The organism is Acidovorax sp. FW305-C-20-28, assembly GCF_058783375.1.
Genome location: NZ_JBYSYM010000009.1, coordinates 187,428 through 200,607 on the forward strand (window position 1 = coordinate 187,428; position 13,180 = coordinate 200,607).

Annotated in this window: 17 protein-coding genes and 1 riboswitch; of the genes, 7 read left to right on the top strand and 10 right to left on the bottom strand. The window is 67.3% G+C overall.

The annotated features are described in order from the left end of the window. Nucleotides 1-12: 12 nt before the first annotated feature. Genes AC3WOH_RS13110 through AC3WOH_RS13125 form a run of 4 tightly spaced genes read right to left on the bottom strand, consistent with a single transcriptional unit; the run spans nt 13 to nt 3,063 of the window. On the bottom strand, nt 13-921 hold the full coding sequence (locus AC3WOH_RS13110; RefSeq protein ID WP_492229760.1) for a thiamine phosphate synthase: 909 nt from the start codon (nt 919-921) through the stop codon (nt 13-15). After that, nucleotides 914-1,720: a thiazole synthase gene (locus AC3WOH_RS13115; protein WP_492229761.1), complete on the bottom strand. Its 807-nt coding sequence runs from the start codon at nt 1,718-1,720 to the stop codon at nt 914-916. The genes AC3WOH_RS13110 and AC3WOH_RS13115 overlap by 8 nt, the downstream gene beginning before the upstream one ends. Nucleotides 1,721-1,738: 18 nt before the next feature. Next, the gene (gene thiS, locus AC3WOH_RS13120; RefSeq protein ID WP_492229762.1) at nt 1,739-1,936 is read right to left on the bottom strand and encodes a sulfur carrier protein ThiS; all 198 of its coding nucleotides are present in this window, start codon (nt 1,934-1,936) and stop codon (nt 1,739-1,741) included. Between the two features lie 2 nt (nt 1,937-1,938). After that, on the bottom strand, nt 1,939-3,063 hold the full coding sequence (locus AC3WOH_RS13125) for an FAD-dependent oxidoreductase (RefSeq protein WP_492229763.1): 1,125 nt from the start codon (nt 3,061-3,063) through the stop codon (nt 1,939-1,941). A gap of 240 nt (nt 3,064-3,303) precedes the next feature. On the opposite strand from AC3WOH_RS13125, the gene thiD reads away from it, so the two are divergent. Both thiD and AC3WOH_RS13135 read left to right on the top strand, forming a co-directional pair. Continuing rightward, a complete protein-coding gene (gene thiD / locus AC3WOH_RS13130) occupies nt 3,304-4,167 on the top strand; it encodes a bifunctional hydroxymethylpyrimidine kinase/phosphomethylpyrimidine kinase (RefSeq protein ID WP_492229764.1) in 864 nt (287 codons plus the stop codon). Between the two features lie 30 nt (nt 4,168-4,197). Next, the gene (locus AC3WOH_RS13135; RefSeq protein ID WP_492229765.1) at nt 4,198-4,854 is read left to right on the top strand and encodes an SMI1/KNR4 family protein; all 657 of its coding nucleotides are present in this window, start codon (nt 4,198-4,200) and stop codon (nt 4,852-4,854) included. 27 nt (nt 4,855-4,881) lie between these two features. On the opposite strand, the gene AC3WOH_RS13140 is transcribed toward AC3WOH_RS13135, so the two are convergent. Then, on the bottom strand, nt 4,882-6,165 hold the full coding sequence (locus tag AC3WOH_RS13140; protein WP_492229766.1) for a purine-cytosine permease family protein: 1,284 nt from the start codon (nt 6,163-6,165) through the stop codon (nt 4,882-4,884). Between the two features lie 101 nt (nt 6,166-6,266). Next, nucleotides 6,267-6,374: riboswitch (TPP riboswitch) on the bottom strand. A 183-nt stretch (nt 6,375-6,557) separates the two neighbouring features. Here AC3WOH_RS13140 and AC3WOH_RS13145 point away from each other — a divergent pair. Beyond that, nucleotides 6,558-7,124: a hypothetical protein gene (locus tag AC3WOH_RS13145; protein WP_492229767.1), complete on the top strand. Its 567-nt coding sequence runs from the start codon at nt 6,558-6,560 to the stop codon at nt 7,122-7,124. Nucleotides 7,125-7,149: 25 nt separating this feature from the next. Here AC3WOH_RS13145 and AC3WOH_RS13150 read toward each other — a convergent pair whose 3' ends face one another. Then, nucleotides 7,150-7,707, bottom strand: a complete 558-nt coding sequence (locus tag AC3WOH_RS13150; protein WP_492229768.1) for a TFIIB-type zinc ribbon-containing protein — start codon at nt 7,705-7,707, stop codon at nt 7,150-7,152. Nucleotides 7,708-7,853: 146 nt separating this feature from the next. On the opposite strand from AC3WOH_RS13150, the gene AC3WOH_RS13155 reads away from it, so the two are divergent. From AC3WOH_RS13155 to AC3WOH_RS13170, 4 genes are all read left to right on the top strand, one after another. Continuing rightward, the gene (locus AC3WOH_RS13155) at nt 7,854-9,038 is read left to right on the top strand and encodes an esterase-like activity of phytase family protein (RefSeq protein WP_492229769.1); all 1,185 of its coding nucleotides are present in this window, start codon (nt 7,854-7,856) and stop codon (nt 9,036-9,038) included. 76 nt (nt 9,039-9,114) lie between these two features. Continuing rightward, entirely contained in the window at nt 9,115-9,462 is a 348-nt protein-coding gene (locus AC3WOH_RS13160) for a hypothetical protein (RefSeq protein ID WP_492229770.1), read from the top strand. Between the two features lie 244 nt (nt 9,463-9,706). Further along, nucleotides 9,707-10,177 carry a hypothetical protein gene (locus AC3WOH_RS13165; protein ID WP_492229771.1) on the top strand — a complete coding sequence of 157 codons (471 nt, stop codon included), beginning with the start codon at nt 9,707-9,709 and terminating at the stop codon, nt 10,175-10,177. Nucleotides 10,178-10,255: 78 nt separating this feature from the next. Next, nucleotides 10,256-10,801 carry an Rrf2 family transcriptional regulator gene (locus AC3WOH_RS13170; RefSeq protein ID WP_492229772.1) on the top strand — a complete coding sequence of 182 codons (546 nt, stop codon included), beginning with the start codon at nt 10,256-10,258 and terminating at the stop codon, nt 10,799-10,801. A gap of 58 nt (nt 10,802-10,859) precedes the next feature. On the opposite strand, the gene AC3WOH_RS13175 is transcribed toward AC3WOH_RS13170, so the two are convergent. The 4 genes from AC3WOH_RS13175 to AC3WOH_RS13190 form a co-directional block, all read right to left on the bottom strand. After that, nucleotides 10,860-11,339: a hypothetical protein gene (locus tag AC3WOH_RS13175; protein WP_492229773.1), complete on the bottom strand. Its 480-nt coding sequence runs from the start codon at nt 11,337-11,339 to the stop codon at nt 10,860-10,862. Nucleotides 11,340-11,457: 118 nt separating this feature from the next. Then, complete coding sequence (locus tag AC3WOH_RS13180) at nt 11,458-11,634, bottom strand: hypothetical protein (RefSeq protein WP_184860808.1); 177 nt, start codon at nt 11,632-11,634, stop codon at nt 11,458-11,460. A 195-nt stretch (nt 11,635-11,829) separates the two neighbouring features. After that, complete coding sequence (locus AC3WOH_RS13185; protein WP_492229774.1) at nt 11,830-12,900, bottom strand: peptidase associated/transthyretin-like domain-containing protein; 1,071 nt, start codon at nt 12,898-12,900, stop codon at nt 11,830-11,832. After that, a partial coding sequence (locus AC3WOH_RS13190; protein WP_492229775.1) for a hypothetical protein occupies nt 12,897-13,180 on the bottom strand: 284 nt, incomplete at its 5' end. The genes AC3WOH_RS13190 and AC3WOH_RS13185, both read right to left, overlap by 4 nt.

The following is a 13,180-nucleotide window of genomic DNA, read 5'->3' on the forward strand; positions in this document are numbered from 1 at the left end:
TGTGTTGCACCGCTAGGCGGTTTTCATCGCCCGCATCAGTGCAGCCGCGGCCGCCTCGGGATCGGGCGCATTGACCAGCGCGCGCACCACGGCCACCGAACCCACGCCCGTGGCCAGCACCTCGGGGAACTGCTCGGCCCCGATGCCACCGATGGCCACCTGAGGGTAGTGGCGCAGCAGCCGCGCATAGCCCTGCAGCCGCCCTACGCCCTGCGGCGCCGTGGCCATCTTCTTGAGCGTGGTCGGAAACACGGCGCCCATGGCGATGTAGCTCGGGCCGACGGCGTCGGCGCGCAGCATCTCGGCATAGCCATGCGTGCTCACCCCCAGGCGCACGCCGGAATGGCGCAGGGTCTGCAGATCCGCAGGGCTCAGCGCGTCGAGGTCTTCCTGCCCCAGATGCACGCCATAGGCGCCCGCATTGATCGCGGCGCGCCAGTGGTCGTTGATGAACAACAGGGCACCGGTGTCCTGCACCGCCTGCACGGCGGCATTGACCTCGCGCTCGATGGCGGTCGGGTCGTCGGACTTGAAGCGCAACTGCACGGTAGGCACGCCTGCACGGGCCATGCGGCCCACCCAGGCGGCGTCGGGCAGCACGGCGTACAGGCCCAGGGCATCGGGGCCGGTGGCAAAGGCCTGGGCGCGCGGCACGGCCTGCAGACCGAAGTCGGAGGGCTCGTCGGGCCAGGCTTCGGGGCTCACGGCGCCGGTGCGCTGGGTGCGGGCTTGCCAAGCGCGGGCGATGCATTCGGCATCGTGGGCGATGAAGCCCAGGGCGCTGGCTGCCTGCAGAGCGGCCAGGTAGGAGGGCTCGCTGGAGGTGGGCGCCGGCATGGGCTCGGCGCTGAAGCCGGCAAACGTGGCGGCGTGGTGCGCCACGATGGCCTTGGCCAGTTCGGTCGGTGCGGTATCAGGCATGGTCGTCGTGGTGCCAGAAGGGGGTGCCCAGCACGGGGGTGCTGGGTTGGGCGGCGTCCTGCGCCGTCATGGCGCCAGCCAGGCGGGCGGTGCGGCCGGCGTGCACGGCATTGGCAAAGGCACCTGCCATGGCCACGGGGTCCTGGGCCAGGGCCACGGCAGTGTTGAGCAACACGCCGTCGTAGCCCCATTCCATCACCTGGCAGGCGTGCGAGGGCAGGCCCAGGCCGGCGTCCACCAGCATGGGCACGTTCAGGCGCTCGCGCAGCATCTGCAGCGCATAGGGGTTGACAGGCCCACGGCCGGTGCCGATGGGCGCGGCCCAGGGCATCACGGCCTGGCAGCCCACGTCCACCAGGCGCTGGCACAGCACGAAGTCCTCGGTGCAATAGGGCAGCACCTGGAAGCCTTCCTTGATCAGGTGCTCGGCCGCGCCCACCAGGTTCAGCGTATCGGGCTGCAGGGTGTAGTCGTCGCCGATCAGCTCGAGCTTGATCCAGGGCGTGTTGAACACCTCGCGCGCCATCTGCGCGGTGGTGATGGCCTCCTGCACGCTGTGGCAGCCCGCGGTGTTGGGCAGCACGGGCACATCGAGGCGGCGCAGCAGCTCCCAGAAACTGCTGCCCGACTCGGCCGGGTTGCTGCCCTGGCGGCGCAGCGAGGCCGTGACCATGGCGGGGTGCGAGGCCTGCACGGCGGCTTCGAGCACGGCAGGCGAGGGGTAGCGCGAGGTGCCCAGCAGCAGGCGGCTGTGGAAGGTCTGGCCGTACAGGACCAGCGGGTCGTTGGAGGTGGTCATGGTGGAGGAGGGGAGGGATCAGCCGCCGGTGACGGGGGAGATGACTTCGATCTTGTCGCCCGGTTGCAGCGGCTGCGCTGCATAGCGGCTGTTGGGAACGAAGACGGTGTTCACGGCCACGGCAAAAGGCGGGCGCGCTTCGATGGCGGCCACGGCATCGACGACGGTGGCGCCCTCGGGCAGCTCGTGCGGGATCTGGTTGATGGAAACGTTCATGGTCAAAGGATGGGGGCGGCAGGCTCGCGGGGCTGGCATTGCAGCAGTTGCAGGTTCAGGTCGAATCGGGGGGCCAGGGCGGAACGGCCCGTACCCAGCACCTCCATCACCACGTCCAGCATGGCCGGCGCGATCATGAAGCCGTGGCGGTACAGGCCGTTGACCTCGAGCACGCCCGGGCGCTGCTGGCGTATGGCGGGCAGGTTGTCGGGCAGGGTGGGGCGGCATTGCGTGGCCACCTCAACGATGCGCGCCTCGGCAAAGCCGCTGTGCACGGCATAGGCTGCGCTCAGCAGCTCCAGCGTGGAGCGTACGCTCGCGGGCGAAAGGTCGTCGGACTCGATCTCGGTTGCGCCGATCACGAAGAGGTGGTCTTCCTTGGGCGCGATGTAGATCGGGTAGCGCGGGTGCACCAGGCGCGTGGGGCGCTGCAGCGTGACCTCGGGCGCCTGCACACGCACCACCTCGCCACGCACGCCGCGCAGCGCGCGCCAGGGGTCGCGCGCGCCCAGGCCCCGGCAGTCCAGCACCCAGTCGGGCTGGCCGGGCTCCCCAGGTGCAAAGGCATCGGGGTGGCGCGGCGCATGCCAGTGGGTGCGCACGTGGAGGCGCTGCATCTCGTGCACCAGGGCGGCCAGCAGCTGGCGGTTGTCGAGCTGGCCTTCGCCGGGCAGGTACAGGCCCCGGGCGAAGCGGCCCGCCAGGGCCGGCTCCACGCCAGTAAGGCCCGCGCTGTCGAGTTCCTGCAGGCCCGGTAGCTCGGGGATGGCGCGCTGGTTGGCCTGCAACTGGCGCGTGAGGCGCTGGGCCTCGGCTGCGTCCTGCCGGTGCCAGACGATGAGTGTGCCCTGCTGCTGGAAGAAGACGGGCTGCGCTAGCTGCGCGAGCAGCTGCGGCCAGCGGGTGAGGGCGTGCTGGCCCATGCGCACCACGCCGGGCTCTGTGACGGCCGACTCGGCCAGCGGCGCCAGCATGGCAGCGGCCACCGTGGCGGCCGACTGCTCTGCCGCCGGGCCGGCTGCGTCATAGATGTCCACGCCATGCCCCTGGCGTGCGAGTTCGACCGCCAGCAGCCGGCCCATGAGGCCGGCACCCAGGATGGCGAACGAGGAGGAAGGAGGATTCATGCGTCCAGCTGTATGCAACAGGTGGACAAAACGGGATGCTTGCTTTCTTCCGTCGCTGTGGAAACTCCCCACGCCAGCATGACCTGGATCGGGTAGCGGGGCCGCGGGTGTGCCGCCCCAGGGTATTTCTCAGTCGCGCGCCGCATGGGCGGGACACCCCTGTTTCGTCCGTAAGCTGCAATTACAGCACATTGCCTCTTTGCCCGGGGTGACCCAGGTCATGGGCGATAATTTTTGCCCATGACTTCAGCCCCCTCCAACGCGCCCACAGGGCCTTCAACGTCCCCGCGCTACGCGCGCGTGCTCTCGATTGCCGGTTCCGACAGCGGGGGCGGCGCAGGCATCCAGGCCGACCTCAAGACCTTTGCCGCCCTGGGCTGCTATGGCATGACGGCCATCACCGCCATCACCGCGCAGAACACGCTGGGCGTGACAGGCATCCACGGCATCCCGCCCGAGATGCTCAAGGCCCAGATCGATGCCGTGGTGCAGGACATCGGCGTGGACGCCGTGAAGATCGGCATGCTGCACTCGCCCGAGGTGGTGCGCGTGGTGGCCGACGCCATCCGCGAATACCGCCTGCCCCATGTGGTGCTCGACCCGGTGATGGTGGCCACCAGCGGCGACCGCCTGATTGCGCAGGAGACCGTAGGCGTGCTGGTGCAGGAGCTGTTCCCGCTGGCCGAGCTGATCACGCCCAACCTCGATGAGGCGGGCTGGCTGCTGGGCCGCACCCTGGCGGGCCTCGATGACCTGGAGCAGGCCGCGCAGGACCTGCTGGGCCTGGGCGCGCGCGCGGCCCTGCTCAAGGGCGGCCACCTGCCGGGCGACTGGGTGGTGGACGTGCTGGCCACGGCGCCCGGCCAGGCCGGGCACCGCCTGCAGTCGGCCCGCATTGCCACGCACAACGGCCATGGCACGGGCTGTACGCTGTCGTCCGCCATTGCCTCACAGTTGGCCCTGGGCCTGCCGCTGCAGCGTGCGGTGGAGGGTGCCCGGGCCTATATCCTGGGCGCCATCGCCGCCGGCGCCGAGGTGGTCACCGGTGGCGGCCATGGCCCGCTGAACCACGGCTATGCGCCGGTGGCGCAGCGGATTTTCTGAACCTTTACAACCCCACAAGCCCAAACACCCATGTCGTATCTGGAAGCCTTCGAACAGCACAAGATCCGTTCCGAAGAAGTGATGCAGCAGGTCCACGCCACCCAGGAGGACTGGCTGGCCGAAGATATCGAGAGTTTCTACGGCACCACCGAGCACGGGCCGGAAACGCCGGCCGCGATCGATGCCTTCGAGCAGCGCATCGGCTTTGCGCTGCCCGGCCCGCTCAAGGCGCTGTACCTGAACCACGGCGGATTCGACGTCTTCGAGGAATACCGCTACTGCAGCGTGCGCATTCCGCCGATCGAGGAATTGATCCGCCCGCCCGGCCAGTACAGCAGCAAGCGCCCCGAATGGCCTTTCCTTTATGGCGGCCTGACCACCTATGGATCGCCGGCCGAGTTCGACAACCACCTGCCACCCGAGCAACTCAGGCCTCTGCGCGAGGACATGGTGCTGTTCGGCGAGGTCAGCCACAGCTATGGCCATGGCGACACCACCTTCCTGGCATTCCACCGCAACGGTAGCTTCTTCCCGTTGGTCTATGGCCACGATACCGGGGAGCGCGAGTGGAACGAGCTGTACCACCACGTTGGCACCGTGACCCTGTCCCTGGACGACCTGCTGGAACCCCGCATCCGCAAGTGCACTGCAGAGCTGGGCCGTCGGCTGGCGGAAAACCACTGGTAAGCGCCGCCCCTGGCGGCGCAGCCAGCCTCAAGCGGCCCTGGGGCGTGTGGCCCAGGCCGCCCCAAAGCTGAAGGCCAGCGCCGGCAGCGCCGAGCCTGCGCCCGGCAGCACCAGCGGCGCCACGTGGTAGACCGCAATGCCCAGCAGCCAGAGGCCCACGGGCAGCCAGTTCACCTGGGGGACGCGTGCCAGCAGCGCCGGTGCATCGGTGCCAAAGGCCAGGCGGCCCAGGATCACGCCGAACAGCGGCACGAACACCGAGCTGAGCAACAGCAAAAAGGGTTCCAGGCTGTGCATGGGCAGCACCAGTGCGAGGGCCGTGCAGGCCACGGCCATCACCACGCCCCAGCGGCGCACGCCCCAGCGTGGCAGCAGGCTGTGGGCCGATACAGCGCCCGAGTAGGTGTCGCCGTAGGCATTGTCCACTTCGTCGATCAGGATCAGTGACAGCGCGATCAGCCCGCCCTGGGCCAGCAGCAGGGCCTGCACCAGGTCCTTGCTGGGCAAGGTCAGCGCCACCAGCACGCCCAGCGTATAGCACCATATATTGGCCAGCGCATAGCCCAGCCAGGTGCCGCGCAGCGCCGAGTTGCCGCTCTTGCCATGGCGCGCATAGTCGGCCACCAGCGGCAGCCACGAGATCGGCATGGCGATCACCAGGTCCAGCGCGGGCAGCACGCCCATGCCGCCGGTGCCGGGTCGATTCCACAACTGCGCAAAGCCCTGCGCGTTGGCCAGCGAGAGAAACTGCCAGCTCAGCCACAGCAGCGACAGCACTACCAGCGGCAGCGCCACGCGCGCGATCAGCTTGCGTACCAGCTGCACCATCGATGCGCTGATCAGCAGCACCACCACGCCGCCCCACAGCAGCGTGGCCAATACCGGCCATTGCCCGCCGGCCATGCTGCCCGCCTGGCGGCCGATGGCCACCGTGGCCTCGCTCATCACCACCAGCTCGAACGTGCCCCAGCCCACGAGCTGCACGATGTTCAGGATGATGGGCAGGCCGGCAAACGTGCGGCCGTAGACCGCGTGCATCAGCCCCGCGCTCGCCAGCCCGCTGTCGCAACCGAGCTTGGCCACCCAGCCCAACAGGCCGGCACCCACGATGGAGCCGGCGACGATGGCGATCAATGCCTCTTTGGTGCCCAATGCCGGCATGAGGTAGCTGCCCACCTGCATGACCAGCAGGCCCACGCCCAGGCTGAACCAGAGCGAGGCATGGTCGTGCCACTGGAAGACGCGGCGCTCGGGGCTGACCGGGGCCAGCGCCTCGTTGGCAGGGGTGGTCGTGGAAACATGTGCGGACATGGTGGTCGGGCTCTCCGTTCAGACAATGGACGACAGAGCAGGGTCGGCAGCGTACTGGCTGGACCCCAACGCACCAGCCGCGAGGGCAGGGCGCCAGGTATGGCGTATGCGGACTGCTTCCCTGCGCGAGGATGATCTCAATCAGGTTCAAAGGGACTCTCTCAGCCTCGACCGGTTGTTACCCGGCTTCGGCACCCCTAGCTGGCCGCGATTCTATCGCCAGAAACAAAAAAAGCGGCCCGCGCCGTGGCGGGCCGGGCGGCGCGAAAGCGTGGCGGGTATGCCGAGGACGCGCAGGTCGCCTGCACTTCATTCGGGCCCCTGCGACATTTGGGGGCTTTTACATTCGGTCACCGATGGTAGATTCGGTCGATTCAAAGGAGGGGATGGTCGTGCAGTTGTTGACCTTGTCTTGTGCAAACTGCTCTGCGCCGCTGGAGGTGCGTGCGGATCTGGAGCGATTCACCTGCAGCTACTGCGGAACGGCGCAGATCGTCGAGCACTCGGGCGGGGTGGTGTCCACACGCAAGCTGGAGACGGCGATCAACGCAGTGCAGAGGGGCACGGATCGGACGGCCGCGGAACTGGCCATGCCGCGCTTGACCCGTGAACTCGATGAGCTCATGAGCCAGAGGGCACAGATAGTGCATCGGGTGCAGTTGCGGGTGGAGCATGCCAAAACCGGCAGGCACACCATGGCAATCATCGCCACGTTCGTCGTCGTGATCCTCTGGGCGATCTTTGTGAGCCCGATCGAGCCGAAGTCCACACTGGGCGAGATCTTGAAGATCGTGGTTTTTTGGATCGTAGCGATCGGGACCCCGGCCCTGGTCTATCGGGAGACCAAGCTGCCGAAAATCGATCTGGTGCAAGAGACGGAGCACTTGGATGAGAAGATCGACAAGGTCCGGGAGCACATCAAAGCGAACCGGCGCATTCTGGATACGCTGCCGACTTGATGGCGTTCATGGCCGCAGTACACCGTCAGGCCGGCGGTGCATCCAGAATGCTACGGTTCATCTCAATGCGCTCCTGTATTTGCGCGATTCGCGCGTCGATCTCGGTCAGTGCCGGCTGAATATCGATGGGGAGCACCTTGATCGACTGGAAAGCGAGCGCTGGGACAGCCACACAAGCCACAAGCCAGACAAAGATGGACGAGCCGTTGAACGATTCATCGAGCAGCAGGATGATCAAAGGGCCTATCAGGAGCACAGCCACGAATGGGATAAGGCACTGCATCAACCGTCCTACCTGGGCCAGGTTGCGCTTTGTCTGGGCTTCACGTATCAGCTCTGCCTTGCTTTTCTGGGCTGCTTCCAGCTCGCGCTCCAGCCGCACCAGTGCCAGCTCCGCCGCTGTGCGGTCCGTGCCCTGTTGTACATCCCGGATGGCGGTTTCGATCTTCTTTAGCCAAACCACCCCACCTGAACGTTTGACGATCTGCTCGGTTCCGCAGTAACTGCATGCGAAGCGCTCCAGATCCCCTTCAATTTCGAGAGGGGCCGAACAGTTGGCGCACGAGAGTTTCAATAGCTGCACATGGGGTCCTTGAAGGTCGCTGTCGAATTTAGCATCGCTGTCCCGCCTCTTCGGTAGAGAGTTGTGCCACCTGCCATACCGCGGTCTCCGTTCTGTCACACGCCCTCCCTAGACTCCCCCGCTTTACTCACGAGGGGAAAACCACAATGACAGTTCTTCGCAGTCTCTGGACGCTGGGTGCCGTGTGCGCCGCTACCGCACTGCTTGCCGCCTGCGGCGGCAGCGATGACAACAACGGCGGCGAGCGCTCGGTCGGCTCGCTGCGCCTCATCGGCCAGCAGATCCTGCCGCGCCGCATGGAGTACCAGGGCACGGTGGTGGGCGGTATCTCGGGCATCGACTACGACGCAAAGAACAACCAGTTCATCCTGCTGTCGGACGACCGCACCACGACCGATTCGGCCAACGCCCCGCGCATGTACACCGTGCGCCTGAACTACGACACCAGCAGTTTCAGCGGCGTGCAGTTTCTCTCCACCTTCAGCATGAAGCAGCCCAATGGAGCGGTCTACCCCAAGGTACCCGATCCGCTGGTGGCCGATCCTGAATCGGTGCGCATCGACCGCGCCACGGGCAACTACGTCTGGGTCAGCGAGGGCGACCGCACGCTGGCCTCGGGCACCACGGCCGCGCGCATCATCGACCCCTTCATCCGCGAGATCCGCCCTGACGGCACGCATGTGCGCGAGTACCAGATCCCCGCGATGTTCCGCATGTCGGCCGACAACACCGGACCGCGCGGCAACCTGGCGTTCGAGGGCATCGCCTTCACGCCCGACAACAACCGCGCTGCCGTGCTGATGGAGGGCGCCTTGCTGCAGGATGGCCCGGCGTCGACCACCACGGCCGGCAGCGTTTCGCGCATCACGATGTTCGACCGCAGCACCGGTGCGGCCGTGGCGCAGTACGCCTATCCCGTGGACAAGGTGCAGGCCGTGCCCGTGCCGGCAGACCAGTTCACGGTCAGCGGCGCCACCGAGATCCTGGCCCTGAGTTCCACGCGCTTCCTGGTGCTGGAGCGCAGCTTCTCGGTCGGCGTGGTGGGCAACCAGGCCCGTCTGTATGAGATCAACACCGCCAATGCCACCAATGTGCTGACCACGAATGCACTGGCCGGCGCTGCCTACACGCCGGTGACCAAGCGCCTGGTGCTGGACTTCGAAACCCTGAAGACCCAGCTGGGCGGCATTGCCAACCTGGAAGGCATCACTTTCGGCCCCAAGCTGGCCAACGGGCGCGACTCGCTGGTGGTGGTGGCGGACGACAACTTCCCGACGGCCGACTCGGCCACTGACCGCAACCAGTACCTGGTGTTTGAAGTGCTTCCTTGATCTGGGTCACGGTCCTTGGCATTGTGCAGGCATGGCGGGCCCGGGAGGCCCGCCATGCTGCCTATAATTGGCCACCATGTTCCGGAGCCTTGTTGCCGTCTTCCTCCTGCACTTTCTGCTGTGCGTGGGGATTTCCGTCGTCGGCTCCAGCAGACCCCTGCCACCGTTCGAGCCACAGCAGGACCTGGCCGTGCTGAGCCAGACCGCACCGGGGCACGAAGCCCCCGGCGCTAATTCCGATGCGGACGACCATGCCCTGCTCGATGACCGGCAGGACTTTCCGGACCTGCTGCAGCCCCGGGTGCTGGCCGACGCCGGTGCCGTTGCAGCCAAAAGTCTCATTCCCCTGGCCCCGGTGCGCACGCCTTCCGTGGCGCTTGCGCCGCCGCACAAGCCACCAAAAGCCCCAGGCCTCCTCGCCTGAGCCGGGCATCCGTCCGGCCTTCGGCCGGCTTCCCCGTTCGCTTCTGAACGGAAGCAGTTTCTCCTCGCCAACTGCCTCTCGCAGCCTGCGCCGCGCGCATTTGGCTGTTGTGCGACCCCTTCGCATTGATCCGTCGGATCCCCCTGTGCTGCCAGCTCTGGAGCGCGTGGGCCCGGCCCCTGAGATTCACCATGGAAATCGCCCATCCCCCCTCCCCAGGGTTTGTCCAACCCGGGAAGCCCTCATGACCGGGGCCCATTCGACCGCACCGTGGCAGCTTGCCCTCTGGGGGCGCTGGCGGCTGGCCTTTGCGGTGGCCGCCATCGCCCTGGGCGCCGCCTGCATGGACGGCTACCCGAAGCAGGATGCGCCGCTGTCGGACCCGTTCAGCATGACCCAGGCCCAGCGCCTGGCGCACATGAACACGCTGGGGGCAGAGGCCCACCCGGAGCGCCGCTGGAGCTACGGGCTGCTGCCCGGTTGCGTGCTGCGCATCGACGCCGATGGCCCGGGCGGGCCGCAGCCGCCGCTGGAGATTCCGCTGCTGGGCGCGGCCGTCCAGGTGGCGGCCGACAAGGCCGACGGCACTTTCGACGTGGACCTGGCGCGTGGGCAGGCTCCCGCGGCCTCGGTGCTGGAAGCGCTGGACTGGGGCCACGCTGGCTGGATGCAACTGCTGCTGCGGGTGGTGCAAAAAGGCTGTGCCGATGCCTGAAAGAACACGCATGCACAAGAACAACAACAACCGGGCGTTCGCGAAGCGCCCCCAACCCCATTTTTGGAGCAGCAAGCCATGCGCCTGACCACCCGCAGCAAATTTGCCGTTGTCGCCATCGTGGACCTGGCGTCCCGTTCCGTGGGCAGCCCGGTCGCGCTGTCCGCGCTGAGCGAGCGCTATGGCATATCCGTGTCCTACCTGGAGGTGCTTTTCAGCGGCCTGCGCCAGGCGGGGCTCGTGGTGAGCACCCGGGGCCCCGGGGGCGGGTACACCCTGGCCCGGGGGGCGCGTGACATCTCGGTGGCCGACATCGTGCTGGCCTCGGAGGTCGGCAAGCCCGGTGGCGCTGGCCGGTCGGCCGATGCCATGAGCACCTCTCAGGGCGCCATGACGGCGGACCTCTGGGCCGCCTTCAACCACTCGGTGATGGAATACCTCGCATCGGTGTCCGTGGCCGAACTGGTGAGCCAGCAGGGGCCCATCGAAAACCAGGCCCGACCGCCGGCGGTGGCGGAAAAGGACAGCCCGGCCAAGCGCCTGAAGCCGCGGCCGCAGCTGCCACGGGAAGGGGTTCCCAACTCCGTTTTCGCGCTGGGCGCTGCTTCCCGGGCGCTCGAGTAAGCCGCCCGTGCGATGGCGGGCGAGCCAGCCTGACCCGCACCGCAGCGGCCTGTACGGCTTACTTGGCGGCAGCGCGTGCCGCTTCCGCCTTGGCCTTGGCTTCGTCGGCCTTGCGCTGCAGCTCCTTGGCTTCCTTCTCGGCGGCCTCGGCTTCCTTGGCCTTGGCTTCCTTCTCCTTGTCGGCGCTTGATGGGGCGGCAAGGGCACTGCCCACCATGGCGCCGGCCACGCCGCCTACGGCGGCAGCCCCCAGGGTGGAGCCAATGCCGGGGCGCGCCGCGGGTGCTGCGGCGGCTGCAGGTGCGACCGCAGCCGGAGCGGCTGCAGCGGCCGGTGCAGCTGCGGCCGGGGTACTGGGAGTGGCCGGAGCTTTTGGCGCGGCGGTTGCGGCCGGGGCGGCGGGTGCCGGGGCGGGCGCTGGGCGCGCTGCAGCAGGCTTGCTGCCGCCCATGCGCTTGGCGTGGGCAAGTGTCGGAGCGGTCAGGGAAGCGATGGCCAGCGCGAGGATGGCCGAGGTGGTGCGAAGCGGTGCGTTCATGGGGTGGTCCAGGTCCTTTGTGAAAGGTGATGGGCCATGCTACTGAACCGGCCTTTGGCCCTGCGGCGCCAAAGGCATTGGTCGTGCATGGATACCTGCTCGCCCCGGGTTCGCCGGGTCAGCCCAGCTTGTGGACCATCTCCTCGATTTCCTGGCGGTCGAGTTCGCGGCGCTGCTCCAGGTGGTCGATGACCTGCGCCAGCAGCCGCGCCGTGCGCTCCGCCGTGGTCGAGTCCTGTTCGGTCAGCCGGTCGAAGACCAACTGGTAGGTGTCCTTGTAGGCGATGGCGCTCATGATCGGCTCCCGGTGTCGTGGGCCTCATTCTGGGCGCGGGCCGGCCGGCCTGTTGTAGGCCGATGGGCGGTTTCGCTGTAGTGAGACCGCGCTGGTTCGCGCGTTCCCGGCGCGGCCAAAAAAAGGGGTGCCCCCGGCAAGCCGGAGGCACCCAAGGGAGGGAATCAGAGAAAAAAGGGATAGAGCCGTGGGGCTTCAGCCGCTCACCCCCACACGCAGCTTGGCCACATAGCCGCTGGTGTTGTCGCCCGTCACCGTGGCGGTCTGCAGCGAGACGCCGTCGCTGAACACGTTGTCGGTGGCAAAGCTGATCTGCGAGAGGTTGCGCACGCTCGCGCTGTAGCCATCGGTGGTGTAGACCTGCTGGCACACGGCCGTGGGGAATGCCATCTGCGAGGTGCGGATGGCATTGGCGCCGCGCGTGGCGCTGGCCAGGTTGCGGTACACCTCGAAGTGGATGTGCGGCATGCGGCCCGAGTAGCAACCCGGGAAGATGGACTGGAAAGTGGCCACGCCCGAGGCGCTTGTCTCCTGCACGCCGCGCAGGTAGTTCTCGGCGGTGACGCCGTTCGAGTACATGGAGTACAGGCCGTCGCGTGTGCAGTGCCACAGGTAGATGGCGTAGCCCGAAAGGGTGGCGCAACTCGACGCGGTATTGACCAGTTCCAGCTCCACGCGCAGCGGGATGCCGGCCGCGATGCCCGTGGCGCCGCCGATGCTGGCTCGGATGTCGCTGCGCACGATGCCCGAGAGCGTGAGCGCATTGGCCACACCCGACTGGTTGCTGTTGGAGCCATCGCCGGGGTAGGGGCCGGCCGTCTCCTGCGGGATGATGCTGCAGGTCTGGCTGGTGGCGCCGCCTGCGGCCATGCTGACCCAGTGCGACAGCGGGCCCAGGTTCAGGAAGGCATAGCCGGTCTCGCGGCCATAGGCGTACAGGTTGGAATCCTGCAGGCTCACGCCCAGGTAGTTGTCGGTGGTGGGGTAGAAGCGGAAGATGAAATTGGCGTTGCTCTGCGCCACCACCGAGCTGGCCGGGAACCACTGCGGGTAGGTGGACTGCGCCCAGTTGAGCACGGTGCTGGTGTCGCTGGCCGTGTCGGCCATGCTGTTGCCCGAAAGCAGGGACAGGGGGGCCATGCTGCCCACGGCCAGCCAGCGCAGCGCGTTGCGGCGCGTGGCGGCCTGGCGTGTCAGGGTCTTGAGGTCGTGCTGGAGCCCGTGGTGGTGGGCGGTGTCGTCGTCGTGGTACAGGGCGTTGTTCATGGGCTTGCAGGTTCTGTTGAAAGAGAAAACCACTCACCCGAGTCGCGTTGCATTTGGCGGACTGGCTGGGTGACCGTGTGCACAGTGTCTCGCCAGCCTGTAAGTTTTGTATATGCAGTTTGTGTCGTGGCTGAAATGAAAGGCTCTGTCGGGGTGGCATGGTTGGGGCGGTGGTTGCTGCGGATGTTTTTTTGAGGGCGGGTGCCGGGATGTGCGCCCGGCGGCGCACCTACCTTCTTTTGCTTCGTCAAAAGAAGGTAGGCCAAGAAAAGACGACCCC

Excerpts from the sequence above, each read along its gene's own strand:
- AC3WOH_RS13160 (WP_492229770.1), top strand. The coding sequence starts at position 9,115 with ATGTTCCGGAGCCTTGTTGCCGTCTTCCTCCTGCACTTTCTGCTGTGC.
- AC3WOH_RS13110 (WP_492229760.1), bottom strand. The coding sequence starts at position 921 with ATGCCTGATACCGCACCGACCGAACTGGCCAAGGCCATCGTGGCGCAC.
- thiS (WP_492229762.1), bottom strand. The coding sequence starts at position 1,936 with ATGAACGTTTCCATCAACCAGATCCCGCACGAGCTGCCCGAGGGCGCC.
- AC3WOH_RS13140 (WP_492229766.1), bottom strand. The coding sequence starts at position 6,165 with ATGTCCGCACATGTTTCCACGACCACCCCTGCCAACGAGGCGCTGGCC.
- AC3WOH_RS13155 (WP_492229769.1), top strand. The coding sequence starts at position 7,854 with ATGACAGTTCTTCGCAGTCTCTGGACGCTGGGTGCCGTGTGCGCCGCT.
- AC3WOH_RS13175 (WP_492229773.1), bottom strand. The coding sequence starts at position 11,339 with ATGAACGCACCGCTTCGCACCACCTCGGCCATCCTCGCGCTGGCCATC.
- thiD (WP_492229764.1), top strand. The coding sequence starts at position 3,304 with ATGACTTCAGCCCCCTCCAACGCGCCCACAGGGCCTTCAACGTCCCCG.
- AC3WOH_RS13170 (WP_492229772.1), top strand. The coding sequence starts at position 10,256 with ATGCGCCTGACCACCCGCAGCAAATTTGCCGTTGTCGCCATCGTGGAC.
- AC3WOH_RS13115 (WP_492229761.1), bottom strand. The coding sequence starts at position 1,720 with ATGACCACCTCCAACGACCCGCTGGTCCTGTACGGCCAGACCTTCCAC.
- AC3WOH_RS13165 (WP_492229771.1), top strand. The coding sequence starts at position 9,707 with ATGACCGGGGCCCATTCGACCGCACCGTGGCAGCTTGCCCTCTGGGGG.
- AC3WOH_RS13125 (WP_492229763.1), bottom strand. The coding sequence starts at position 3,063 with ATGAATCCTCCTTCCTCCTCGTTCGCCATCCTGGGTGCCGGCCTCATG.
- AC3WOH_RS13180 (WP_184860808.1), bottom strand. The coding sequence starts at position 11,634 with ATGAGCGCCATCGCCTACAAGGACACCTACCAGTTGGTCTTCGACCGG.
- AC3WOH_RS13135 (WP_492229765.1), top strand. The coding sequence starts at position 4,198 with ATGTCGTATCTGGAAGCCTTCGAACAGCACAAGATCCGTTCCGAAGAA.
- AC3WOH_RS13185 (WP_492229774.1), bottom strand. The coding sequence starts at position 12,900 with ATGAACAACGCCCTGTACCACGACGACGACACCGCCCACCACCACGGG.